The organism is Luteibacter rhizovicinus (assembly GCF_004342265.1).
Lineage (GTDB): Bacteria > Pseudomonadota > Gammaproteobacteria > Xanthomonadales > Rhodanobacteraceae > Luteibacter > Luteibacter rhizovicinus_B.
Map to the genome: position 1 here is coordinate 588,148 of NZ_SMCS01000001.1, position 22,251 is coordinate 610,398.

Below are 22,251 nucleotides of genomic sequence, written 5' to 3' on the forward strand. Positions count from 1 at the left end.
TCCTTAGTGTGTGCGGTCGATGACGATCTTGACCGGTTCGGTGCGTGCCGTGTCGACAACGCCTGCGTCGCCTTCCAGATCGCCGGTTTGTGCGATGGCCTGTCCGTTACGGCTGATCCGTGCCGCGACAAAAACGCGCGGCGCGGACGATAGCGTGAACTGCGGCGTCATACCCATGCCGTCGGTCAACGTGACGGAAGCGGGCAGGGATGCGGCCGGGAGCTTCGCTACGGCCAGTGGCATCGGCGGTCCGTTTTCCGCACGGGCGAAAATGTAGAGCGTGTCGCCCGGTGCGAGCTTCGCTTTCAGCGCGGGAGCAAGCGCGACTTCGACGTGTAACTGCGCGCGCGAAGACGTGTTGGAAGACGTACTGGCGGCCGGTGCCGTCGCGCCACCGGCACGGGCATCCGCCTGCGCGATCTGCTCGGCGACGGCCTGGGCCACGCCCGAGTCCGGATCGAGCATCGGTTGCAGCTTCTTCCAGAGGGCCGACGCCTCGGCATAGCGACCCATCTGGAAATTGCTGATACCAAGCAGCCAGAGACCGCGCTGACTTTGCGGATCGGCGGCGACGGCACGTTCGAGCAGTTCGCGCGAGCGGCCGTCGATACGGTGATCGGGACGGACCAGCGAATCGGCTTCGGCCCAGCCAACCATGGCGACCGTGTTGTTCGCATCGGCTTTCAGTGCGCCATCGTAGGCATCGCGTGCATCCGAGGGCTGCTTCAGCATGCCGTAGGTCTGGCCCAGCAGCAGCCAGCCCTGCACGTCGCCGGGCTGTTCGGCCAGACGCTGGCGCAGCTCGGCGATGGCCTGGGGAATACTGATCTGCGCGGGCTTCTCGACGCCGCCCAGCGTCGCGGGTGTACCGACAAGCGCGTACAGGCCGATTGCGCCAAGCGGCACGACGAAGGCGATGGCGAGCACGATCGCGAACACGCCGCGCGAGCGGCCGCTCTGGCGACCCTGACGAATAAGCGGAACGAGGAGCAGCGCGAGTGCGATGACCAGCATGACCGCCGCGGCGGCATAAAAAGCGAACTTCACCAGTCGTCCTCGTTATCGGCGGTCGTCGCGACGTTGTTGTTCGTCGCGTTGCGGCTACGGCGGCGCACCTGCAGGGCGACCACGACGGCACCGGCGAGCAGGACGACGCCCGGACCGAACCACAGCAGCCATGTGCCGGGTTTCACCGGCGGTTGGTAAAGCACGAAGTCGGAGTAGCGCTGGACCAGATACGACTTGATCTCCTCGTCGCTCTTGCCGGCCTGCATCAGGTCGAAAATCTGTCGACGCAGATCGTGCGCGATGGGTGCATTCGAATCGGCCAGCGTTTCGTTCTGGCACATCGGGCAGCGCAGTTCCGCGCTGAGTTTCTGGAAGCGGACTTCCTCGGCGCGATCGCGAAACGGCAGCGGCTGGATGGCCTGCGCGAAGCACGCACCGATGGCCAGCGCGAAAACCAGCAGGGCGAGCAGGCGGCGCATCAGGGCGATTCCTTCGCCAGCGCTTCGACAGCGGGCTTCAGCTCCGTCGTCATCACGTCGGGCGTGAGCGGACCCACGTGCTTGTAGCGAATGAAGCCTTTCGCATCGATCAGAAACGTTTCGGGGGCACCGTAGACACCGAAGTCCAGCGCCTGCCTGCCGTCGCGATCGGCCACGATCACGTCGAACGGATTCCCGTGTTCGGCGATCCACGCGTTGGCCGCGTCCGGCTCGTCCTTGTAGTTGTAGCCGACAAGGGCGATGCCCAGCGTCTTCGCATCGGTCATCAGCATGGGATGCTCGTGCACGCATTCGATGCACCAGCTGCCGAAGATATTCAGCAGGTAAGGCTTGCCGAGCAGCGAAGCCTTGCCGACCTTGCGCGCGTCGTCGCCGAGGACAGGCAACTGGAAATCCGGTGCGGGCTGGTTGATCAGCGGCGAAACGATTTCGTGCTGGTCGTGTTGCGTGTTCCACCAGATACCGAAGCCGAACAGACTGGCCAGCAGCAGGAACGCCAGGAGCGGAAGCAAGCGGCTCATGCGACGGTAGCCTTCCCAACGGCGGGTGCGGGTTCGGTCGGCGTTTCGCTGGCGGCGACGCGCTTCGCGCGGAAGCGACGTTCGCCCGCGGTGACGAAACCACCCAGCGTCATGAGCAGGCCGCCCAGCCAGATCCAGCGGATGAAGGGTTTGTAATAGACGCGCAGTGCCCACGGCCCTTCGACGTTCGCGGCATCCATCGGCTCGCCGAGTGCCACGTAGAGGTCACGGAAAATCCCCGCGTCGATGGACGATTCGGTCTGTACCTGACCACGCGTGTAGATGCGTTTCTGCGGATGCATCACGTGGACCGTTTCGCCGTTCTGCATCACGGTGACGATGCCCTGGTCGCCGCGCCAGTTCGGTCCGGTCGTTTCCTGCACGCCGTCGAAGCGGAAAGCGTAGCCGCCGATGGTTTCGGTCTGTCCCGGGGCGAGGCGCGTATCGCGCTCGACGCTCAGCGATTCGGAAAGCATCACACCCATGAGAAACACGGCGACGCCGAAATGCGCGAACAGCATGCCCGCCATTTCGGCCGGGAAGCGGCGGCCGCGCGGCATTTCCCGCCAGCGTTTCGCGACGTAGGACAACGTGCCCACGGCCACCCATGCGGCTCCGGCGACGCCGGCGACCGCGCGCAGCTTGCCGTCGGCGAAGTACCAGGCGGCCACGGCGCAGATCACGGCGGCAATACCGGCACGCGCCGCGACGGTGGCCAGCGATTTGCCATCGGCGCGACCCCAGCGCAGATACGGTCCGAACGGCAGCAACAGCACCACCGGCGCCATCAGCAGTACGAAAAGAAAACCGAAGTAGGGCGGGCCGACGGAAACCTTGCCGATATTCAGCGCGTCGCCGATCAGCGGGAACAGCGTGCCGAGCAGCACCATGGCGGCCGACGTGGCGAACAGCAGGTTGGCGATCATGATCGCCGTTTCGCGCGAGACCACGGCGAATGCTTTGCCGCCGGCGACCTTCGGCGCACGGATGGCGTAGAGCAGCAGCGAACCGCCGATCACCACGATTAGAAAACCGAGGATGTACAGGCCGCGACGCGGATCGGACGCGAAGGCATGCACGGAAGTCAGTACGCCCGAGCGCACGAGGAAGGTGCCGAGCAGCGAGAGCGAGAACGCGAACAGCGAAAGCAGGATCGTCCATGCGGGCAGCGAGCCACGTTTCTCCGTGATCGCCTGTGCGTGGATCAGTGCGACGCCGACCAGCCACGGCATGAAGGATGCGTTTTCGACCGGGTCCCAGAACCACCAGCCGCCCCAGCCGAGTTCGGCGTACGCCCACCAGCTACCGGCGACGATGCCGCCCGTGAGGAATGCCCATGCCACGTTGGTCCATGGGCGCGCCCAGCGCACCCATGCCTGTTCCAGTTCGCCGCCGAGCAGCGCGGCGATGGAGAACGCAAAGGCGACCGAGAAGCCGACATAACCCATGTACAGCACGGGCGGATGGAAGGTCATGCCCGGGTCTTGCAGTACCGGATTCAGATCGCCGCCGTCGGCGGGCATCGGCAGTTCGCGCATGAACGGATTCGACGTGAACACGATGAAGGCGAGGAAGCCGACGCCGAGCAGGCCGAGCACACCGAGCACGCGCGCGACGAACGGCTGCGGCAGGTGGCGGCTCAGCGCGGCGAGCGCGACCGTCCAGACGTTCAGGATAAATACCCAGAGCAGCATCGACCCTTCGTGCGCGCCCCAAACCGCCGTGACGCGGTAATACCAGGGGAGGGCGAGGTTCGAGTTGTCGGCCACGAAGGCCACCGAGAAGTCGAAACTCAGGAAGGCCCAGATCAGGATGGCCATGGCCGCGGTGACGAACACCGCCTGACCCGCGGCGGCGGGACGGGCCACGGCCATCAGTGCCGCGTTGCCGCGCCATGCGCCCACGATCGGCAGGATGCCCTGCGCAATGGCGAGCAATAGCGCCAGAATGAGGGCGAACTGGCCGAGTTCGGGGATCACTGGACGGGGTCCTTCGCGGCCGCTTCGTCGATCTTCTTGTTCTCGTGCGCCTTCGCCATCGCGTCCTTCAGTTCCTTCGGCATATAGGTCTCGTCGTGCTTGGCGAGGACCTCGCTGGCGATGAAGCGCGCGCCGTCCATGCGGCCGCTGGCGATCACCGACTGGTTGTCGCGGAACAGGTCCGGAAGAATGCCGGTGTACTCCACGGGCATGGCGCCGCCCGCGTCGATGACGATGAAGCTGACTTTAAGGCTGTCGCTGGATCGCTGGATCGATCCGGACTTGACCATGCCGCCGAGGCGGAAAGTCTGGTACTGGGTGGCCTGTCCGCCCTGCACCTGGCTCGGGGTAAACAGGTAGTTCATGTTTTGCTGCAGGGCGAAGACCGTAAGGCTTACGGCCACGACAGCGGCGGCGACCACCGAAATCACGATGGTCATGCGGCGTTTGCGGGTCGGGTTCATGCGTTGGATCCGGGACGGCGGCGCGCATCGGAGCGCGCCATGCGCGCGCGTAGCTCGCGCAGGTTACGGCGACGGCGTACCAGTGGCGCGAGGGCGTCCACCAGCAGCACGATGAAGAAGACGGCGAAGGACACCCATACGTAGAACGCATAGCCGCCCATGGCGAAGAACTGGCTCATGGGCGATCGCCGTTTTCGGCGAGCGCAATGGCGCGCACCCAGTCCTTGCCGCTTTCGGTAGCGATCAGGTCCGCGCGCACGCGCGCGAACAGGCTGGCGATGTAATAGAGCTTGGTCGCCAGCATCATGGTCAGCAGAGGCCACAGCATACTCATCTCGATATGCGACGGGCCGAGGATGCGCACGGTGGAGCCCTGGTGCAGCGTGTTCCACCAGTTCACCGAGAAATGCACGATGGGCACGTTGACGATGCCGATCAGCGCGAGGAACGAAGCGGCGCGCGCGCCCTGGCGACGATCCTCGAACGAGTGGTACAGGCCGATGACGCCCAGGTACAGGAACAGCAGCACCAGTTCGGACGTAAGGCGGGCGTCCCAGGTCCACCACGTACCCCACATCGGTTTGCCCCAGAGGGAACCGGTGACGAGGGTGATGAAGGTGAACGCGGCACCGATCGGCGCCGACTCCATCGCGACGACCTCGGCGATCTTGATCCGCCAGACCAGTCCGACGAAGGCGGCCACGGCCATCGCGCCATAGATGAACAGGCTCATCCATGCACTGGGCACGTGGATGAAAATGATGCGGTACGCATCGCCCTGCTGGTAGTCGGCCGGCGCAAGGACCAGCCCACCGTAAAGAGCGGCCAGCGCGGCAAGGATGGCCAGTGCAAGCGCCCACGGGCGCACGACGCCCGCGAAGCGGTAGAAAATCGGTGGCGAGCCTAACTTGTGCAGCCAGAGGGGAACCCAGTTAGCCATGTGTTCTCGTCAAAGTTCGTGCGTTCGCGAATTCACTCGCGGCGTGCGTACGGCGCCAATACTTCATGCGTCCATCGCGATGCGCAGGGCGGCCGCGCATGCCATGGGCGCCAGAACCAGCGCGAGAGCCAGCGCGGCACCCAGCCAGGCAATCGGCGCCACCCACGGCAATCCTTCCTGTGCGGCTGCCACGGCACCGGCGGCGAAAATGACCACCGGCACGCACAAGGGCAGCAACATAAGCGCCAGAAGCATACCAGAGCGCCTTGTTCCGGCCGTCAGGGCCACCAGCACCGCGCCCAGCAGGCTCAGGAGCGGCGTGGCCAGGACCAGTGCGGCAATCAGCGCGGGAATGACGTTGGCCGGCATCCGCAGCATGCTCGCCAGCACCGGCGCGACGACGATGAGGGGCGCCGCCGCGGTCAGCCAGTGCGCGAGGATTTTCACGCCAAGCAGCAGGGCCAGCGGTTGGGGCGCGAGCATCAGCTGTTCCAGCGAACCGTCGTCGATGTCGGAGCGGAACAGCGAGTCCAGCGCCAGCAGGATCGCCAGCAGCACGGTCACCAGCACCACGCCGCCGGAGATCCGCGCCAGCAAGGCGGCCTCCGGTCCCAGCGCGAACGGAAACAGCGTGGTCACGATGACGGCGTAGAGCACCGGCATGGCGATATCGCCCCGGCGACGCCAGGCCAGCGTGAGATCGCGCCGGAACAGCGCGGCGCAGGCGGCGGACGTGCTGCCGGGCGTCACGCGTGCAACCGGATACGGCGGGGTTCGTCGCCGGCGAAGCTGACCGCGCCGTGGCTGGTCACCAGCGCGGCGCCGCCACGGGCGGCATGCTCGCCAAGCAGCCGGTTGACCAGCGCGATGCCGTCGCGGTCGAGGTTGGCGTAAGGCTCGTCCAGCAGCCAGACGCGTGCGGGAACCAGCAGCAGGCGGGCGAGGGCCGCTCGTTTTTTCTGGCCGGCCGAGAGTCGCTGGACGGGTTCGTCCTCGTAACCGGCGAGGCCGACGGAGGTCAGGACGCCGAGTGGGTCCGCACCGTCGCGACGGCCGTACAGGCCTTCCGCGACGTGCAGGTTCTCGCGCGCCGAGAGATCGAGCTTCAGTCCGAGGTGATGGCCGAGGAAGACAATGGCGCCCGCGGTCGTGTCGCGCGTATACGGCGCGCCTTCGAAAATCAGTTCGCCTTCGTCGGTATGCAGCATGCCGGTCAGGATGCGCATCAGCGTGGTCTTGCCACTGCCGTTATCGCCTTCGATCAGCGCGATATCGCCCGCATGGATCGCGAAATCGATCGGCCCGAACACCACCTCGTCCTGACGCGAATAAGTCAGCGCTCGGGCTTCGATAAGGACGTTGGCGGATTCGGCTGCGCGCATCCGGCGCATTGTCCGTGGCGGCACGGGTATTGTCCATGCGACCGCGCGTCGCGCGGGCAATCAGAGCTTCGGAAGTGGCGGCAAGGTCGCGCGCAGCGTCGTCACGGCGGCGTCGAGATTCACGCCTGCTACATCGTCATGCCCCTTCAGCAGTTGCTCCACCAGCATGTCCTGCGCGCGGCCGCGCTCCAAGGCGTACAGGTACGGCAGGTGCGTGAACGTGACCATGCGATAGCGCGGCATGTAGTGCTCCGGCGCCCGCTCGGCCAGCAGCCCGCCCAATGCGCGCTTGCGCAGGTAGTGCGGGTCGGCCACGGAATCGCGCATCTCGATGTAATTTTCGAGTGCCATCGCGGCAATGGCGTCCGCATTGGGTTTGCGGCGGCGCTGGAATTCGGCGTACACGTCGGCCGGGTCGTCCGGCTGGGCGGCGAACAGGTCCGCCAGTTCGGCGGCATCCTCGAAACCGCAGTTCATGCCCTGACCGTGGAACGGCACGATGGCATGGGCGGCATCGCCGATCAGCAGCGCCTTGCCGCCGATGTGCCAGCGGTCGAGATAGAGCGTGGCCAGCATGCCGACGGGATGCGCCGCGTAATCGGCGGCGAAGTCCGGCATCAGTGCCAGCGCGTCGGGAAACTCGGTGCGGAACAGCGTTTCGGCCGCGGCGATATCCGGAAGCGTCGCGAAGCTGGGATAGGCACCCGCGTTAGGCAGGAACAGCGTGACGGTAAAGCTGCCTTCGCGGTTGGGCAGCGCGATGCACATGTAGCCGCCACGTGGCCAGATATGCAGGGCGTGCCGTTCGATCGCGAAAGGCTGGCTGGCATCGGCGCCGGGAGGAATTTCCAGCTCCTTGTAGCCATGCCCCAGTTCTTCGACGCGTTCGCCCAGCGGCGTATGCGCGTGCATCGCCGTGCGCAGCGCGGAACCGGCGCCGTCCGCGCCGATAATCGTCGCGGCATCAACCCGGCGTTCGTTCCCGGCGTCATCGCGCAGGACGATGTGTCCGGCGTCGAAGTCGGCATCGGCCAGTCCCTGGTCGAAATGCACGGTGGCACCGGCGGCCTCGGCCGCGTCGAGCATCAGCGTATTCAGTCCGCCCCGGGAGACCGACCAGATCACTTCGCTGTCGTCGACGCCGTAGCGCTGGAGATTGCTGCCGCCGCCATCGCGGTCATGCACCATCCGGCCGCGCATCATCACGGCCTGAGCCAGGACATCCTCGGCGAGGCCCGTGGCGCGCAGGGCGTGGAGCCCGCGTTCGGCCAGGGCCAGGTTGATCGAGCGTCCGCCCTGGAAGCCCGCGCGGCGCGGGTCGGGGCGTTTCTCGAAAACCGTAACGCGGAAGCCGCGCTGCGATAGCAGGGTAGCGATCAGGGAGCCGACCAGTCCGGCGCCGACGACGACGATGTCTTTACGAGCCATGGACCGGCACCCTGGAAAGTCGGCGGGATTATTGCAGGGCAGCGCATCTTGCGCCGCAGCGCCGTCGCGACCGCAGGGCCGCGACGGCCGGGTCGATCAACCTTGCTTCTTGCCGCCCTTGGGCGCCGGACGTGCGGCGGCCGGCGCTGGCTCCGGCTTCTGGGTCGCGGCGTCGAGGAAGCCTCGCTGCATCGACTTCCAGACGTCGAGATTGCGCTCGGTCATCTCGTTGAGCATCGACCAGGGGGTCTGGCCCATCAGGCTGTTCAGCTGGTTGCGGAACTGCTGCTGCTGGTCGAGGAAGACCTGCAGGCTGCGCTCCAGATAGGGCCCCATGAAGCCCTGCAGCGAATCGCCGTAGAAACGGATGATGTGCGACAGCAGCTGCGGCGAGAGCATCGGCTGACCGTGCTCCTCGTGTTCCGCGATGATCTGCAACAGCACCGAGCGGGTGAGGTCTTCCCCCGACTTGGCGTCGCGAACCTCGAACGTTTCTCCATCGAGCACGAGCTGGCGGACCTCTTCCAGCGTGATGTAGCTGGAGATCTCCGTGTCGTACAGACGACGGTTCGGATACTTCTTAATGATGCGAAGGGTTTGTGCCATGCGGCAGAAACTACCACGAGGTATTGCGCCGCACCAGTTGTCCTAAGGCACGGGATTTATTTCGGGAATGCGCGAACCAGTCCCTGAATCGATCCAACCGGGCGTCGTTGGCGTCAATGCCCGGCGGCACCGCCGGCGTTGCCGAAGGGTGGCCGGGCGAACCACAGGATCGGAATCAGGGCCAGGAACAGGATCGCGCAGCCCCAGAAAACGTCGTTGACCGCCAGCGTCATCGCCTCCCGGGTGACCAACTGGTCCACTACGGCCAGGCCGGGCTTGCCCCCGATCCCCATGCCCTGAAGCTGCTGGATGAACTGGGTGGCGGCCGGAGAGCCCGGCGAGACGTGCTCGGTAAGCACCGCGTGGTGGTATTCGCTGCGGTGCTGCCAGAGGGTGACGGTCAGCGCGGTCGAAATGCTCGAAGCGAGGGTCCGGCAGAAATTGGCCAGCCCCGACGCCCCCGCGATCTGATTGGGTTGCAGCCCGGACAGGAAGATCTGGTTGAGCGGAATAAAGAAGCAGGCGATCGCGATGCCCATGATGAAGCGCGGCAGCACGAGGCTGGCGAACGAGGCCTGGCTATTGAAGCTGGCGAACCAGAACGACGTGAACGCGAACACGATGAAGGCGAAAGTCACCACCGCGCGCAGTTCCAGCCGCTGGATGTTCTTGCCGATGAAGGGGGATACGACGAACGCGAGGATGCCGACCGGCGCGGTCGCCAGACCCGCCCAGGTCGCGGTATAGCCCAGCGTCGTCTGCAGCCACAGCGGAAATACGACGTTGATGCCGAAGAAGGCCAGCATGCCCAGCGATAGCGCGGTGACGCCGATGGAAAAATTGCGCCGGCTGAACAGCGAAAGGTCGACCACCGGATATTTCGCGGTCAGCTCCCAGATAACCAGGAACACGAGTGCGACCAGCGCGATCAGGCCGAGGGTGAGGATCAGCGGCGAGGAAAACCAGTCGTGGTCGTTGCCGTTGTCCAGCATGAACTGGAGGCAGCCCACGCCGACGATGAGCAGGAACAGGCCGACCGTATCGATGGGTGCGCGGATGATCTTCGTCTCGCGATTTTTGAGGATGCCCCAGGTGATCACACCCGCGATCGCACCGACCGGCACGTTGATGTAGAAAATCCACGGCCACGAGAAATTGTCCGTGAGCCAGCCACCGAGAATCGGACCGAAAATCGGTGCGACCACGACGGTCATCGCCCACATGGCCAGTGCGATGCCTTGTTTTGTTTTTGGATAACTGGACAGCAGCAGCGACAGCGACAACGCCACCATCGGTCCCGAGCCCGCGCCCTGCAACAGGCGGAAGATCACCAGCATCGGCATGCTCGTGGCCAGTCCGCACAGCATCGAGAAGCCGACGAACAGCGCGACGGAGAAACAGAAGGTTTTCACTTCGCCGAAGCGCTTGGCCAGCCAACCGGTCAGCGGCTGCATGATCGCGCTGGCGAGCGCGTACGAGCTGATCGCCCATGTGCCTTCGCTGGAACTGACGCCGAGACTGCCCGCGATGTGCGGCACGGCGACGTTCACGATCGTCATGTCGAGAATCTCCATGAATGTGGAGAAAGCGACGGCGATCGTGAGCAGGACGAGCGGTGCGCCGCTCAGGGGTTTGAGCGGCGGTGCGTCGGACATGACGGGTTCGGTGGCCATGGGGGCGGGCGGCTTCCGTAAATGCTGCGATTAGATCTTCGGTGCGCCGAGATTGGCTTTCACGATGGCGTCGGCGGCGGCGTCGGCCTTCGCGGCGACGTCGTCGTAGACGGTGGTCTGTGCCACGGCTTTGTCGTTCGGCGTACGGGCAAGTACTTCGCCCGAGGTGTCCGTGATAGTCACCGTGACGTTGGTCGACAGGCCCACGCGCAGCGGGTGCTTGTCCAGATCGTCGTTGTCGATGGCGATGCGCACGGGAACGCGCTGCACGACCTTGATCCAGTTGCCTGTTGCGTTCTGCGCGGGCAACAGCGAGAACGCACTACCCGTGCCGGCGCCGAGGCCGACGACGTGACCGTGAAATTCGACCCCGCCGCCGTAGATATCGGCTTCGACCTTCGCCGGCTGGCCGATGCGTACGTGACGCAGCTGGCTTTCCTTGAAGTTCGCATCGACCCACAGGTTATGCAGCGGCACGACGGTCATCAGCTGCTGGCCCGGCTGCACGCTGTTGCCAACCTGCACGCTGCGCTGTGCGACATAGCCGTCGACAGGCGCGACGATCGCATTGCGCTGCGCGGCGACCCAGGCCTGACGGAACGAGGCGCGAGCCTGCTCCACCGCCGGATTGTCGGCGACTTCGCTGCCATCGATGAGGGCGCTGGCGGCATCGGCCTGACGCTGCGCGGCTTCGAGTGCGGAGCGTGCGCTGTCGACCGCGTCGCGGGCGTGCTGCACTTCTTCCGGCGCGACGGCCTTTTCGGCCAGCAGCGGAATGCGGCGTTTCAGATCCTGCTCGGCGCGTTTCAGATCGAGCGCGCGCGCGGAGACCGCGGCATCGGCACTGGCGGCCGACTGGGTCTGCTGACGAACCTGACGCACGGCCTGGGCCAGCGCGCTGCTGGCGCGGCGCATCGCGACATCGGCATCGGTCGCGTCGAGCTTCACCAGCAATTGGCCGGCTTTTACCAGCTGGGTGTCGTCGGCGAACACGCCGGTGACGATGCCTGGAACCTGTGCCGAGATACCAACCTGGTTGCCGCCGACATATGCGTCGTCGGTGGTTTCGCGTGTGGAAAACACGAACAGCCAGAGCAGGAACCACGTTACCGCGGCAAGCACGAAGACCAGCAGCGCGATGACCAGTGCGCGCCGACGCTTACCCGTGTCTTTGGGGGCATTGCCGCTGTCGTTGTCGAGCGGCTTATCGGAAGCTGTGGCGCTCATGGGGTGGTGGCTCCGTTCGTGCGATTCGTGGAAGAGGGAAGGTTGGCGTCGTTGCGATAACCGCCGCCGAGCGATTTGATCAGGCTGACATCGGTGGACAAGGCCTGCCCATGCAGTTCGACGTCCGCGTCGCGCTGGTCGAGCAGTTGCGCCTGCGTGGCCAGCTGTTCGCGATCGTCGCGCACGCCTTGCACGGCGCGCGCCTTCGCGCTGGACAGCAGCGTGCGGACCGCGCCGACCTGATGGGCCTGTTGCTCGCGACGTGCCGCGATCTGCTCGGCGCCGAGCGCCTGCGTGGCGACGTCGCGCGCGGCGGCGACCACAGTGGCGTTGTACTGCGCGACGGCTGCATCCAGCTGGGCCTTGCTGACGCCGTAGTTGGCTTCCAGTGCACCGCCTTCGAAAATCGGCAGGTGAATGGCCGGCGTGAGGCCGAAGGTGCGGCTGCTGGCGCTGAAGACCTTGTCCATGTCGATGCTCGACAGGCCGGCCATGGCGGTGAGGCTCACATCGGGAAAGTACTGGGCGCGCGCCACGTCGGTCTGTTTGAGCGCGGCCTCGATCTGCCAGCGGCTGGCGGCGATATCGGGACGGCGTGCGATCAGGTCGACGCCGACATTTGCCGGCAGGCCTGGCGCCACGTCGGGAAGGGCTCGCGGCTGGAGATCGGGAAGATCGGCCGGTGCCACGCCGGCGAGCGTGGCCAGCGCGGCATGGCGAATATTCGCCGAACCCTGCAAGGCGACGCGCTGCTGGCGTGCGCCCGCGAGTTCGGCCTGCGCCTGCTGCACCGTATCGGGAACGTCCACGCCCTGACGCACGCGCAGTTCGGCGATACGCAGGGCGCGCTCGCGCGCAGCCACCAGTTCATCGGCGAGTCCGACGCGAGCCTCATCGGCCAGCCAGCCGAAGTAGGTGTCGGCCACTGAGCTCTGAATGGCAAGCGAAGCGGCGCTGCGCTGGGCTTCGGCCGCGCGTGCCTGATCGATCGCGCCTTCGATCGCGCCGCGCTTCTTGCCCCACCAGTCGAAGTCGTACTGGACCTGGATGCCCAGATCGGACTGGTTGTACCAGGTGAAGCCGAGGAACTTCGACGGGATGAGTCCGTTCTCGCTCATGCGTTGACGCGCGACCTGCGCGCTGCCGTCGATGCGCAGGCCAGCCTGGGAAGCGGCGACGCGGATGTTCTGTTGCGCGCTATCCACGCGCGATTTCGCCTGCGCAAGATCCGGAGAACTGCGTAGCGCAAGCTCGATCAGCTGATCCAGCTGCGGATCGTTGTAGACGCGCCACCAGTCGGCGGCGGGCCAGCCGGGCCGGTTGGCCGTTTGCAGGCCGGCCAGCGGGGCTTCGTCGCGCAGCGTCGGGCGATCGAGTTTCGCGGGAATGGAGCAGGCCGCGAGTGCGGTCGCCAGCGCTACCGCGACCAGCGTGCGTGGTGGAAAAGAAAGTTTCATGAACGCTCGTCCGGGTTCGTCTGATCGAGGTGCAGGGCCAGCTTCTTCAGCAACGTTTCCAGCGTCTTGCGCTCGGTCGTGCTGAAGCATGAGAAAGCATGAAGGACCGCCGGAAACATGGTCGGCAGCAACTTCTTCACGAAGCGCCGTCCCGTGGGCGTGATGCGCAGTACGACCTGCCGGCGATCTTCCACCGCCTGGGCGCGGGTAATGAATTCGCGCTTCACCAGCGCGTTGGCGATGCGCGTCATGTTCGTGGGGCTTTGTTCGGCCAGTGCGCAGAGTTCGCCGGGTGTGGCGCTGCCTTCCGCGCTGGCGAACAGCATCATCAGCGCACGGAAATCGCTGTCGTTCATGCCGTGCGGCTTCAGCTGGCCTTCGAGGTCGTGCAGTACGGCGCCTCCCACGAGCAGCAGCAGGCGGGCAAGGGTGACCTCGCAGCGTGGCAATCCGGGGATGTTCTCGGAGACGCGATCGACACCTTCGTAGATAGCGTCGACGCAAGGCTTCAGTGATGGCATTTCATCGGCGAATAGTTAGCTGGTGAACTATTAGGTTAACAACTATCCAGCAAGACAGGCAAGGGCCCGCTTTCTTGTAGGAGCCCGCCTGCGGGCGAAAGCCAACGAGGCGGCGATGCTGTGCGTGACATCCGCAGCCAGAACATCGGGCTCGCGGATGTGAGCATCCGTCTTCCTCGCCCTGTTGGCTTTCGCCCGCAGGCGGGCTCCTACAAGAAAGCGCGTTACAGCTGGAAAAGACGGATTGCATTCGCCGTCGTGCATTCGGCGACATATTCGACCGTCTCGCCTCGCAACCCGGCGACAGTCTCCAGAACATCCAGCATGAACGCCGGCTCATTGCGCTGCCCGCGCCGATGCGCGCACGGCTGATCCGGCGCATCGGTCTCCAATAGCAGGAACTCGATCGGCATGCTGGCGACGATGCCGCGCAGGCGATGGGCGCGTTCGTAAGTCACCGGGCCGCCGATGCCCAGGTGGAATCCCAGCTTCCACAAATGCCGGGCCTGCTCTTCGCTGCCGGAAAAACTGTGAACCACGCCACGAAGATCGCCGGCCTTCTTCAGGGCCTGGGTAACTTCTTCGACCGCACGGCGCGCATGCAGGATGACTGGCAGGTCGACCTCGCGGGCGATCTCCAGTTGTTCGCGAAAGAAACGTCGCTGGCGGTCGGGATCGAGATCTTCCACATAGAAGTCCAGGCCGATTTCGCCGACGGCGACAGCTTTGCGCTCGCGCAACCAGCCCGGCAGATCGTCCAGGTGCGTATCGCGATGCGCGTCGAGGAAAAGCGGGTGGAGGCCGTATGCCGGATAAACGCCGGATTGGTCCGCGCAGAGCGCTTCGATACGTGGCCAGGATGCGCGATCGATGCCGGGGACGATCTGCCGGCGCACGCCGGCTTCACGCGCGCGGCTGAACATAGCGTTGCGATCCGCATCGAAGCTCGCGTCGTCCAGATGGGCGTGGGTATCGATCAGTTCAGGCATGGGACCGGCGGCGGGAGGCGGATTGAGAACAATCTAAGGCGTCGTTCAGTTTATTGACTGTCAAATAGATTGTGTACGACTTCCGGGAGATGACGCCATCGCGCCATCGAAGTCGCCAGTCAGGAGTTAAGGGTATGAGCAGGTTGATGATTTCCGCGCTGAATGTGGGTCTTGGCGCCGCCATGGTGTTCGGCCTTTCGGCCTGCAACCGTGAAGCGAGTGCCGATGCGGGCGTTGGTGGCTCCATGGGTTCGACCTCGGCCGCCGCCGCAGGCCCCAAGTATGGCCGTGTTGTGGCCGTCGACCCGATTCGCGAAGCCGCAAGTGCTCCGCGCCAGGAATGTCATGACGAAGTCGTCACCACCCGCGCCCCGGTCAAGGATCAGCACCAGATCGCCGGTACGGCGATCGGCGCGGTCGCCGGTGGCCTTCTGGGTAACCAGATCGGCGGCGGCAAGGGCCGTACGCTGGCCACGGTCGCCGGTGCGGTCGGTGGTGGCTACGCCGGTCACGAGATTCAGCAGAACCGCCAGGAAAACAATACCGTTTCGAGCACCCGCCGTCGTTGCACGAACGTGCCGGGCAGCACCGAGCAGCGCGTCGTTGCTTATGACGTGAAGTACGAATACAACGGCGTTACCCGTACGGTGCGCATGGATCACGACCCGGGCGATCGCGTTGAAATCCAGGAAGGTGTCATCGCGGTTTCCGACGCTCGTCATTAATCATTCATCGAGGTAGTCGCCATGCATACGTTTCTCGGTAAGGCAGCTCTCGTTCTCGTAGTAGCCGCCACGCTGGTGCTTGCCGGCTGCGAAACGCAGCAGCGGCGTCCTTCGTACGGCGGCGGATACAACAATGGCGGCGGTTATTCCAGCGCTACGCGTGGTTGCGGACAGTGCGGCGTCGTCGACGATATCCAGCAGGTGTATGTGCAGAAGCAGAGCGGTTCGGCGGCGGGCACCATTCTTGGTGCGGTGATCGGCGGTGTCGCGGGTAACCAGATCGGTCGTGGCGACGGACGTACCGCCGCGACGGTCATCGGTGCGGTCGCCGGCGGCGCGGTGGGTAACCAGGTCAGCAAACGCAACGGCGAGGACGTCGGCTATCAGGTGCGTATCCGTCTGGATAACGGCCAGTGGGCCACCGTAACGCAGAACGAGGATCCGCAGCTGCGTCGCGGAGATTACGTCGAAATACGTGGCGACCGTGTTTATCGTCGTTAGTTGTATTGGACGTCCAGACGTCCATTTGAAATAACGTGCATAAAAAAGGCCCTCGTCAGAGGGCCTTTTTTTGTCCTGCGTTCCTGGCTCAGTTCACGGCGTAGAACGCGTGATCGCCAATGGTGCGGACCGGTCGACGTGCGGACCAGGTGGGCGATACCGCAACCGTTGCGAAGTGATCGGCCTGCGGTACGTAGACGAGGCGTTCGCTCTTGGGCAGGCTCCAGTTGTTGATGGAGTCGCCTGCGATCTTCCATGCCTTCGTCCATGCGGTCAGGTCGGAGATCTCGAAGCTTTGCGGTGTCGTGGTGATAGCGAACTGTCGCGGCGCCGAAACGACATCGCATACATTTGCGCCCCACACGCCGCGATCGCGGCGACGGAGGGCGACTTCCGCCACGGCATATTGCCCGATGGTCGGCTCGCTACGTGCCTCGAGGTAGACCGTCGTCGCCAGGCACGTCTGGTCGGCGAGGTTGCTCGGGAGGACGGACGCCATCCAGAGCAGCATGGAAAGTTTCATTGTGTTTCTGCCTCCAACGAGCTTTTCCGCCACAGGCTGTTTAACTAAGCCATGGTGCGTATGAGCGGTGGACGGGCGGGCAGGCCGTTACCACCTGGATTGACCGCATGACCGGATAAGTGGGTCGGCGGGCGCCACGAATGCGTGGCTGCAAAGACCGGCTGTCCGAGGCCGGTCGAGATGTGCTGCATGGGGAGCGGCAACGCCATGCGGCGGCTCCGGCAGCTACATGCGCATCGGGTGATGCGCGTCTTTTTCTCCGCTTTGTGGGCGGGCCGCGCCAGAACCGTCTTCAACGACGGATCGTCGCGTGATGTGGCGTTCCGAAAACGCCACACAAAATGATCGGCGGAGCCTAGTGGCGTAACGTCGATTGTGCAAGTGCACGCGCAGCACTATTCAGGTGATGCTCACACACTGCGTGGAACGCGTTCTTCACTATTGTCTAAACGTTCTTCACGTAGAGAAGCTCTGCACAATATGCAGACTCGTATCGCCGAATTCAACCCGACCATCGGCCGTAAGCCCATCGTCCAGTACAACGAGTGCGCGATACATGCCGTTCGCACTATGCACGCAAGATAGTACGACGCCGCCCTCACGATCTTCGATACGCAATGTGTCGCCCGCGTTCAGTGCCTGCGACGATTCGACGCAATGCATGTGTCGTTTGTGACCGCCGCGATAGTGCAGGCGAGCCACGATTTCCTGGCCCGGATAGCAACCTTTGTCGAATGCGACGGCATGCAGTCGTTCCATCGAGATGGCCGGCGCAAGCAATCGATCGAGTGCCGCATCGGGCAACCATGGATATCCGCGTGCGATGTCGTGCGCGCGCCATTCGTGCGTGTCGCCGTGACGTGCATCGCCAATACGTAGTGAGTAATCGCCCATGCCGATGCGAATGTTTTTGTCCGCCGCGATGTCGATCGTATGTGCGTCGAGTGCGTGGTCGTCGGCGATGACCGACGTGTCGTCGATATGCATGACGACCTTCGAGCGGAAGACGAAGCGACGCAATCCGTCGGCGAGTGCGCTGGCGTTCCCTCCGCGCAACAGAACGAGCAGGCGGTCATGTCCCGTGCGCGCAATCTGGACGAAGGAGCGGATACGCCCCTGTGCGTCGAGCCAGCCGCTCCATTGCCAGTGTCCTTCGGCCAGCGCCGCTACGTCGCTGCTGAACTGGGCTTGCGCGAAGGCGATGGCGTCGGGGCCTTCGAGGGTTAGCGTCTGGGCGGAAACGGGGGGCATGGAACCTGACCTGGCATGAGACAGGCGTAAGATATGTGGCTCGCTTTGCGATATTCCAGTGTTAGTCAAGGTTGTACTCGGGTTTCACAGGTATTACGCTTCTACGGCTTTGTTATAAAAAACCATGTCCGATACCTCCTCCCAACCTGACAGCCAGCACAGCCCCGCTCCGGCGGAGCAAGTCGTTGTGCCTGTCGTCCCCGTGGACGGCAAGCAGCAGGTCGAGCGGGCACCCCTCGACCCAACTCGCTACGGCGACTGGGAAAAGAACGGGCGCTGCATCGATTTCTGATGGCCGCCGCCCATGGGCGGCGTTCGTGCGGAATGGGAAGAGGTTAGGGCGTCAAGCGATTCCAATCAGGATAGCCGCCATGGCACAAACGGGACGACCACTCTCTCCGCATCTTCAGGTCTATAAGTGGCAAGTGCAGATGGCGACCTCCATCCTGCATCGCGCCACGGGTATCGTGCTCTCCGTCGGAAGCATCCTCATCCTGTGGGGTCTCATCGCACTGGCATCCGGCCAGGACGCGTTCGACAGCTTCCGCGCCTGCGCCGGTAGCGCCCTCGGCCTGATCGTCCTGATCGGCTGGACCTGGGCTTTCTTCTTCCACCTCTGCAATGGCATTCGTCATCTGGTGCAGGACACCGGTACCGGTTACGCCATTCAACAGTTCGTTCGTACGAGCTGGGCCTCGATCATCCTCAGCATCGTGCTGACCCTGGTCGTCTGGGCGTACTTGTTCACGGGAGGTGCGGCATGAAGCAGGACCTGCGCAATCCGCTTGCCCGCGCTCGCGGCCTCGGTTCGGCGAAAGATGGCGTCGGCCACTGGTGGACGCAGCGCATCACGGCCCTGGCCCTGGTGTTCCTCACGGTTTACTTCCTGGTGACGGTGCTCGGCCTGGTCCATGCGGACTTCGCGACGGCACGCGCCACGGTCGGCAAGCCCTGGAACGCGGTACTGCTGATCGCCCTCATCGTCTCGATGTTCTGGCACGCCGTACTCGGCCTGCAGGTCGTGATCGAAGACTACGTACATACCCGCTGGCTTGAGCTTCTCTCGCTGGTGCTCATCAAGTTCCTCGCCGTACTCGGCGCGCTCGCGGGCGTGCTGGCCGTGCTGCGCGTTGCGCTGGGAAGCTGATCGATGGAAGCCTACAAGGTTCAACAACACAAGTACGACGTGATCGTGGTCGGCGCCGGCGGTGCCGGTCTGCGTGCCACGTTCGGTCTGGCCGAGAAGGGCCTCAAGGCCGCGTGCATCACCAAGGTCTTCCCGACCCGTTCGCACACCGTGGCGGCGCAGGGCGGTATTTCCGCGGCGCTCGGCAACATGGGCGAAGACGACTGGCGCTTCCACTTCTACGACACGATCAAGGGTTCCGACTGGCTCGGCGATCAGGACGCGATCGAGTACATGTGCCGCGAAGCCATTCCGGCCATCATCGAACTCGAACACTACGGCGTGCCGTTCTCGCGCACCGAAGAAGGCAAGATCTACCAGCGTCCGTTCGGTGGCATGACCACTCATTATGGTAAGGGCACCGCGCAGCGCACCTGCGCCGCGGCCGACCGTACGGGTCACGCCATCCTGCATACGCTGTACCAGCAGGCGCTGGCACACGACGCGACGTTCTTCATCGAATATTTCGCCATCGACCTCATCTTCGACGAAGAAGGCGTCTGCCGCGGCGTACTCGCACTCGACATGAACGAAGGCACGCTGCACGTTTTCCGCGGTCACGCGGTCGTGATGGCGACGGGCGGTTACGGCCGCGCCTACTTCAGCGCCACCTCGGCGCATACCTGCACGGGCGACGGCGGCGGCATGGTGCTGCGTGCCGGCCTGCCGCTGCAGGACATGGAGTTCGTGCAGTTCCACCCGACCGGTATCTACGGCGCGGGCTGCCTCATCACCGAAGGCGTGCGTGGCGAAGGTGGTTTCCTCACCAACTCCAACGGCGAGCGCTTCATGGAGCGCTACGCGCCGAACGCGAAGGATCTCGCTTCGCGCGACGTGGTCAGCCGCGCCATGACGATCGAAATCCGCGAAGGTCGCGGCGTCGGTCCGAACAAGGACCACATCCACCTGAATCTGATGCACCTGGGTTCGGAAGTGATCCACGAGCGTCTGCCGGGTATCGCCGAGTCCGCGCGTATCTTCGCGGGTGTCGACGTCACCAAGGAGCCGATTCCGGTTCTGCCGACCGTCCACTACAACATGGGTGGCATCCCGACGAACTATCACGGCGAAGTGGTCACCAAGCGTGACGACAACCCGGATTCGATCGTGCCGGGCCTGTTCGCCATCGGCGAAGCGGCATGCGTATCGGTCCATGGCGCCAACCGCCTGGGTTCGAACTCGCTGCTCGACCTGGTGGTGTTCGGTCGCGCCGTGTCGCATCGCTGCGCCGAGCTGATCAAGCCGGACACGCCGCACAAGGATCTGGCTCCCACCGCGCTCGACAAGGCCCTGGGCCGTTTCGACGCGCTGCGCCATGCCGACGGCGGTACGCCGACGGCGCAGATCCGCGCCTCGATGCAGACGACCATGCAGTCCGACGCCGCTGTGTTCCGCACGGGCGAGACGCTGAAGGAAGGCGTGGCGAAAATCTCCGACGTCTACGATTCGTTCAAGGACGTCAAGGTCAGCGATCGCTCGATGGTCTGGAACTCCGACCTCATCGAGACGCTGGAGCTTTCCAATCTGCTGGCCCAGGCCGTGGCGACCATGCATTCGGCCGAACAGCGTCCCGAAAGCCGCGGTGCCCACGCCCGAGAGGATTTCCCGGACCGCGACGATCACGAGTGGCAGAAGCACACCCTCGTGTGGGTCGACGAAAAGGGTAAATCCAGCTTCGATTTCCGCCCGGTGCACATGTATACCCTGACGGATGACGTCGAGGTTGTGCCGCCGAAAAAGCGCGTTTACTGATACCGGACCGGAGAGGCAATCGTGGCAGAGTTCACGCTACCCAAAAATTCCAAGATCCAGACCGGAAAGCATTTTCCGGCGAAGGACGCGAAGAAGTCGCGCACCTTCAAGGTCTATCGCTGGACCCCCGACGACGGTCAGAACCCGCGTACGGACACCTACGAGGTCGATCTGGCCGCGTGCGGTCCGATGGTTCTGGACGCCCTGCTGAAGATCAAGAACGAAATCGACCCGACGCTTTCGCTGCGTCGTTCCTGCCGCGAAGGCATCTGCGGTTCGTGCGCCATGAATATCGATGGCACGAACACGCTGGCCTGCACGAAGGCGATTTCCGACTGCGGCGGCGGCACGGTCAACATCTATCCGTTGCCGCATATGCCGGTGGTCAAAGACCTGGTTCCCGACCTGACGCATTTCTACGCCCAGTTCGCGTCGATCAAGCCCTGGCTGCGTACGCAGAGCCCGGCGCCTGCCGACAAGGAGCGCCTGCAGTCGCCGGAAGACCGCAAGAAGCTCGACGGTCTGTACGAGTGCATCCTGTGCGCCTGCTGCTCGACGTCCTGCCCCAGCTACTGGTGGAACGGCGATCGTTACCTCGGCCCGGCCATCCTGCTCCAGGCCTATCGCTGGATCGTGGACAGTCGCGACGAGGACACCGGTGCGCGTCTGGACGACCTTGAAGATCCGTTCAAGCTCTACCGTTGCCACACGATCATGAACTGCGCGCGTACCTGCCCGAAGGGACTCAATCCCGCCAAGGCGATCGCCGAGATCAAGAAACTCATCGTCCAGCGCCGTTCGGCCTGACGTGTGGGAGCCGGCCATCGGCGACAGGGCGAAGATTGCCCCGTCGCCGATGGCCGAGCCATCCCGAACCACGAAAGCAGGTCGCCATCCCGATGGAAGATTCCCGCCTGAAACGCCTGCGCTGGCGCGCCCGTCGCGGCACGCGCGAGCTCGATAAGCTGTTCGGCGGATGGCTCGACACGTGTTACGCCGACGCCGATGAGGCGACCCGGATGGCTTTCGACGAACTGCTCGAAGCGCAGGATCCCGATCTCTGGGACTGGGTGATGGGTTACGCCCATCCGGCCCGCGGCGACTGGCAGGCCATCATCGATGACATCCGCGCGAGGAATCGCCTTTGAATACCGTCCGTCGGGGTTCGTAACCCGGCTATTGGCATGCGTTCTGGTTGTTGCCGCGTTTTCCGTGGCCGTCGCGGCACTCTCTCCGTGGATCAAGACCGTTCTCGTGGTCGGTATCGCCGTGTCCGGATATGCGCGTATGCGGCAATTCCGGGCACCGTGTATCGAGGGCGTGGCGTGGTCGTCCGAGGGCGACTGGACCGTTCGGATTGGCGCCGATGAGCTGCCCGCCACACTGGGTAAGGGCAGGGCCTTAGGCCAGCTGCTGGCTTTCGAGCTTCGCTGGGACACCGGTCGGGGCCATGTTCTCCTCTACAAAGACAACGCGGACGACGACCTGCGCCGCACGCTGCGCATCCGTCTGGCAACGACTGGTGTCCGGTGAACCGTTGCGAGAAGCCTGCTCGCGGGCTCCTACAACAGCCGCCGCTGTGCGGCGGCTTGCCGCCGCCTCGCCGTTCGGGCACTCT

General features: G+C 64.4%; 27 protein-coding genes. 9 read left to right on the top strand and 18 right to left on the bottom strand.

All coding sequences use genetic code 11. The features are described 5' to 3' along the window. Positions 1-3: 3 nt before the first annotated feature. The 16 genes from EC912_RS02755 to EC912_RS02830 form a co-directional block, all read right to left on the bottom strand. A complete protein-coding gene (locus tag EC912_RS02755) occupies positions 4-1,047 on the bottom strand; it encodes a tetratricopeptide repeat protein (RefSeq protein ID WP_132141590.1) in 1,044 nt (347 codons plus the stop codon). Then, complete coding sequence (locus EC912_RS02760) at positions 1,044-1,487, bottom strand: cytochrome c-type biogenesis protein (protein WP_132141591.1); 444 nt, start codon at positions 1,485-1,487, stop codon at positions 1,044-1,046. Before EC912_RS02760 ends, EC912_RS02755 begins: the two co-directional genes overlap by 4 nt. Beyond that, the gene (locus tag EC912_RS02765) at positions 1,487-2,029 is read right to left on the bottom strand and encodes a DsbE family thiol:disulfide interchange protein (protein WP_132141592.1); all 543 of its coding nucleotides are present in this window, start codon (positions 2,027-2,029) and stop codon (positions 1,487-1,489) included. Before EC912_RS02765 ends, EC912_RS02760 begins: the two co-directional genes overlap by 1 nt. After that, positions 2,026-4,008, bottom strand: a complete 1,983-nt coding sequence (locus tag EC912_RS02770) for a heme lyase CcmF/NrfE family subunit (protein WP_132141593.1) — start codon at positions 4,006-4,008, stop codon at positions 2,026-2,028. Before EC912_RS02770 ends, EC912_RS02765 begins: the two co-directional genes overlap by 4 nt. Beyond that, positions 4,005-4,472: a cytochrome c maturation protein CcmE gene (ccmE, locus tag EC912_RS02775; protein ID WP_132141594.1), complete on the bottom strand. Its 468-nt coding sequence runs from the start codon at positions 4,470-4,472 to the stop codon at positions 4,005-4,007. Before ccmE ends, EC912_RS02770 begins: the two co-directional genes overlap by 4 nt. Continuing rightward, positions 4,469-4,651 carry a heme exporter protein CcmD gene (gene ccmD, locus EC912_RS02780; protein ID WP_132141595.1) on the bottom strand — a complete coding sequence of 61 codons (183 nt, stop codon included), beginning with the start codon at positions 4,649-4,651 and terminating at the stop codon, positions 4,469-4,471. The genes ccmE and ccmD overlap by 4 nt, the downstream gene beginning before the upstream one ends. Then, complete coding sequence (locus tag EC912_RS02785) at positions 4,648-5,412, bottom strand: heme ABC transporter permease (protein ID WP_132141596.1); 765 nt, start codon at positions 5,410-5,412, stop codon at positions 4,648-4,650. Before EC912_RS02785 ends, ccmD begins: the two co-directional genes overlap by 4 nt. A gap of 63 nt (positions 5,413-5,475) precedes the next feature. Next, the gene (gene ccmB / locus EC912_RS02790; RefSeq protein WP_132141597.1) at positions 5,476-6,162 is read right to left on the bottom strand and encodes a heme exporter protein CcmB; all 687 of its coding nucleotides are present in this window, start codon (positions 6,160-6,162) and stop codon (positions 5,476-5,478) included. Beyond that, positions 6,159-6,794, bottom strand: a complete 636-nt coding sequence (ccmA, locus tag EC912_RS02795) for a cytochrome c biogenesis heme-transporting ATPase CcmA (RefSeq protein ID WP_132141598.1) — start codon at positions 6,792-6,794, stop codon at positions 6,159-6,161. Before ccmA ends, ccmB begins: the two co-directional genes overlap by 4 nt. 60 nt (positions 6,795-6,854) lie before the next feature. Continuing rightward, positions 6,855-8,222 (bottom strand): FAD-dependent oxidoreductase, encoded by a 1,368-nt coding sequence (locus tag EC912_RS02800; RefSeq protein ID WP_132141599.1) that lies wholly within the window; start codon positions 8,220-8,222, stop codon positions 6,855-6,857. A gap of 96 nt (positions 8,223-8,318) precedes the next feature. Further along, positions 8,319-8,828, bottom strand: a complete 510-nt coding sequence (gene phaR, locus EC912_RS02805; RefSeq protein ID WP_132141600.1) for a polyhydroxyalkanoate synthesis repressor PhaR — start codon at positions 8,826-8,828, stop codon at positions 8,319-8,321. A 113-nt stretch (positions 8,829-8,941) separates the two neighbouring features. After that, entirely contained in the window at positions 8,942-10,483 is a 1,542-nt protein-coding gene (locus EC912_RS02810) for a DHA2 family efflux MFS transporter permease subunit (RefSeq protein WP_428993072.1), read from the bottom strand. A 48-nt stretch (positions 10,484-10,531) separates the two neighbouring features. Beyond that, on the bottom strand, positions 10,532-11,728 hold the full coding sequence (locus tag EC912_RS02815) for an efflux RND transporter periplasmic adaptor subunit (protein WP_132141602.1): 1,197 nt from the start codon (positions 11,726-11,728) through the stop codon (positions 10,532-10,534). After that, on the bottom strand, positions 11,725-13,185 hold the full coding sequence (locus EC912_RS02820; RefSeq protein WP_132141603.1) for an efflux transporter outer membrane subunit: 1,461 nt from the start codon (positions 13,183-13,185) through the stop codon (positions 11,725-11,727). Before EC912_RS02820 ends, EC912_RS02815 begins: the two co-directional genes overlap by 4 nt. After that, positions 13,182-13,706 (bottom strand): MarR family winged helix-turn-helix transcriptional regulator, encoded by a 525-nt coding sequence (locus EC912_RS02825; RefSeq protein WP_132141604.1) that lies wholly within the window; start codon positions 13,704-13,706, stop codon positions 13,182-13,184. Before EC912_RS02825 ends, EC912_RS02820 begins: the two co-directional genes overlap by 4 nt. A gap of 224 nt (positions 13,707-13,930) precedes the next feature. Beyond that, complete coding sequence (locus EC912_RS02830) at positions 13,931-14,695, bottom strand: TatD family hydrolase (RefSeq protein WP_132141605.1); 765 nt, start codon at positions 14,693-14,695, stop codon at positions 13,931-13,933. A gap of 134 nt (positions 14,696-14,829) precedes the next feature. Between EC912_RS02830 and EC912_RS02835 the strand changes: the two genes are divergently transcribed. Further along, positions 14,830-15,420, top strand: coding sequence for a glycine zipper 2TM domain-containing protein (locus EC912_RS02835; protein ID WP_132141606.1), 591 nt, complete (start codon positions 14,830-14,832; stop codon positions 15,418-15,420). 21 nt (positions 15,421-15,441) lie between these two features. Further along, on the top strand, positions 15,442-15,921 hold the full coding sequence (locus EC912_RS19725) for a glycine zipper 2TM domain-containing protein (protein ID WP_132141607.1): 480 nt from the start codon (positions 15,442-15,444) through the stop codon (positions 15,919-15,921). Between the two features lie 88 nt (positions 15,922-16,009). On the opposite strand, the gene EC912_RS02845 is transcribed toward EC912_RS19725, so the two are convergent. Together EC912_RS02845 and EC912_RS02850 are read right to left on the bottom strand one after the other, a co-directional pair. After that, entirely contained in the window at positions 16,010-16,444 is a 435-nt protein-coding gene (locus tag EC912_RS02845; RefSeq protein WP_243649109.1) for a cell wall hydrolase, read from the bottom strand. A gap of 456 nt (positions 16,445-16,900) precedes the next feature. Continuing rightward, positions 16,901-17,695 (bottom strand): YgfZ/GcvT domain-containing protein, encoded by a 795-nt coding sequence (locus tag EC912_RS02850; RefSeq protein ID WP_132141608.1) that lies wholly within the window; start codon positions 17,693-17,695, stop codon positions 16,901-16,903. Between the two features lie 187 nt (positions 17,696-17,882). Here EC912_RS02850 and EC912_RS19590 point away from each other — a divergent pair, with 187 nt between their 5' ends. The 7 genes from EC912_RS19590 (at position 17,883) to EC912_RS02885 (ending at position 22,166) form a co-directional block, all read left to right on the top strand. Further along, the gene (locus EC912_RS19590; protein ID WP_243649110.1) at positions 17,883-17,987 is read left to right on the top strand and encodes a DUF1674 domain-containing protein; all 105 of its coding nucleotides are present in this window, start codon (positions 17,883-17,885) and stop codon (positions 17,985-17,987) included. A 79-nt stretch (positions 17,988-18,066) separates the two neighbouring features. Continuing rightward, positions 18,067-18,459 (top strand): succinate dehydrogenase, cytochrome b556 subunit, encoded by a 393-nt coding sequence (gene sdhC, locus EC912_RS02860; RefSeq protein WP_132141610.1) that lies wholly within the window; start codon positions 18,067-18,069, stop codon positions 18,457-18,459. Next, on the top strand, positions 18,456-18,842 hold the full coding sequence (sdhD, locus tag EC912_RS02865; RefSeq protein WP_132141611.1) for a succinate dehydrogenase, hydrophobic membrane anchor protein: 387 nt from the start codon (positions 18,456-18,458) through the stop codon (positions 18,840-18,842). The genes sdhC and sdhD overlap by 4 nt, the downstream gene beginning before the upstream one ends. 3 nt (positions 18,843-18,845) lie before the next feature. Further along, positions 18,846-20,633 (top strand): succinate dehydrogenase flavoprotein subunit, encoded by a 1,788-nt coding sequence (gene sdhA / locus EC912_RS02870; RefSeq protein ID WP_132141612.1) that lies wholly within the window; start codon positions 18,846-18,848, stop codon positions 20,631-20,633. A 21-nt stretch (positions 20,634-20,654) separates the two neighbouring features. Then, positions 20,655-21,440 carry a succinate dehydrogenase iron-sulfur subunit gene (locus EC912_RS02875; protein WP_132141613.1) on the top strand — a complete coding sequence of 262 codons (786 nt, stop codon included), beginning with the start codon at positions 20,655-20,657 and terminating at the stop codon, positions 21,438-21,440. 92 nt (positions 21,441-21,532) lie between these two features. Next, on the top strand, positions 21,533-21,781 hold the full coding sequence (locus tag EC912_RS02880; RefSeq protein ID WP_132141614.1) for a succinate dehydrogenase assembly factor 2: 249 nt from the start codon (positions 21,533-21,535) through the stop codon (positions 21,779-21,781). Then, positions 21,753-22,166, top strand: a complete 414-nt coding sequence (locus EC912_RS02885) for a hypothetical protein (protein ID WP_132141615.1) — start codon at positions 21,753-21,755, stop codon at positions 22,164-22,166. The genes EC912_RS02880 and EC912_RS02885 overlap by 29 nt, the downstream gene beginning before the upstream one ends. Positions 22,167-22,251 lie beyond the last annotated feature (85 nt).

What these genes read in the sequence shown, in the direction of transcription:
- EC912_RS02760 (WP_132141591.1), bottom strand. Translation starts at nt 1,487, where the DNA reads ATGCGCCGCCTGCTCGCCCTGCTGGTTTTCGCGCTGGCCATCGGTGCG.
- EC912_RS02765 (WP_132141592.1), bottom strand. Translation starts at nt 2,029, where the DNA reads ATGAGCCGCTTGCTTCCGCTCCTGGCGTTCCTGCTGCTGGCCAGTCTG.
- ccmE (WP_132141594.1), bottom strand. Translation starts at nt 4,472, where the DNA reads ATGAACCCGACCCGCAAACGCCGCATGACCATCGTGATTTCGGTGGTC.
- ccmD (WP_132141595.1), bottom strand. Translation starts at nt 4,651, where the DNA reads ATGAGCCAGTTCTTCGCCATGGGCGGCTATGCGTTCTACGTATGGGTG.
- EC912_RS02785 (WP_132141596.1), bottom strand. Translation starts at nt 5,412, where the DNA reads ATGGCTAACTGGGTTCCCCTCTGGCTGCACAAGTTAGGCTCGCCACCG.
- ccmA (WP_132141598.1), bottom strand. Translation starts at nt 6,794, where the DNA reads ATGCGCGCAGCCGAATCCGCCAACGTCCTTATCGAAGCCCGAGCGCTG.
- EC912_RS02800 (WP_132141599.1), bottom strand. Translation starts at nt 8,222, where the DNA reads ATGGCTCGTAAAGACATCGTCGTCGTCGGCGCCGGACTGGTCGGCTCC.
- phaR (WP_132141600.1), bottom strand. Translation starts at nt 8,828, where the DNA reads ATGGCACAAACCCTTCGCATCATTAAGAAGTATCCGAACCGTCGTCTG.
- EC912_RS02810 (WP_428993072.1), bottom strand. Translation starts at nt 10,483, where the DNA reads ATGTCCGACGCACCGCCGCTCAAACCCCTGAGCGGCGCACCGCTCGTC.
- EC912_RS02815 (WP_132141602.1), bottom strand. Translation starts at nt 11,728, where the DNA reads ATGAGCGCCACAGCTTCCGATAAGCCGCTCGACAACGACAGCGGCAAT.
- EC912_RS02820 (WP_132141603.1), bottom strand. Translation starts at nt 13,185, where the DNA reads ATGAAACTTTCTTTTCCACCACGCACGCTGGTCGCGGTAGCGCTGGCG.
- EC912_RS02825 (WP_132141604.1), bottom strand. Translation starts at nt 13,706, where the DNA reads ATGCCATCACTGAAGCCTTGCGTCGACGCTATCTACGAAGGTGTCGAT.
- EC912_RS02830 (WP_132141605.1), bottom strand. Translation starts at nt 14,695, where the DNA reads ATGCCTGAACTGATCGATACCCACGCCCATCTGGACGACGCGAGCTTC.
- EC912_RS02835 (WP_132141606.1), top strand. Translation starts at nt 14,830, where the DNA reads ATGAGCAGGTTGATGATTTCCGCGCTGAATGTGGGTCTTGGCGCCGCC.
- EC912_RS19725 (WP_132141607.1), top strand. Translation starts at nt 15,442, where the DNA reads ATGCATACGTTTCTCGGTAAGGCAGCTCTCGTTCTCGTAGTAGCCGCC.
- EC912_RS02845 (WP_243649109.1), bottom strand. Translation starts at nt 16,444, where the DNA reads ATGAAACTTTCCATGCTGCTCTGGATGGCGTCCGTCCTCCCGAGCAAC.
- EC912_RS02850 (WP_132141608.1), bottom strand. Translation starts at nt 17,695, where the DNA reads ATGCCCCCCGTTTCCGCCCAGACGCTAACCCTCGAAGGCCCCGACGCC.
- sdhC (WP_132141610.1), top strand. Translation starts at nt 18,067, where the DNA reads ATGGCACAAACGGGACGACCACTCTCTCCGCATCTTCAGGTCTATAAG.
- sdhD (WP_132141611.1), top strand. Translation starts at nt 18,456, where the DNA reads ATGAAGCAGGACCTGCGCAATCCGCTTGCCCGCGCTCGCGGCCTCGGT.
- sdhA (WP_132141612.1), top strand. Translation starts at nt 18,846, where the DNA reads ATGGAAGCCTACAAGGTTCAACAACACAAGTACGACGTGATCGTGGTC.
- EC912_RS02880 (WP_132141614.1), top strand. Translation starts at nt 21,533, where the DNA reads ATGGAAGATTCCCGCCTGAAACGCCTGCGCTGGCGCGCCCGTCGCGGC.
- EC912_RS02885 (WP_132141615.1), top strand. Translation starts at nt 21,753, where the DNA reads ATGACATCCGCGCGAGGAATCGCCTTTGAATACCGTCCGTCGGGGTTC.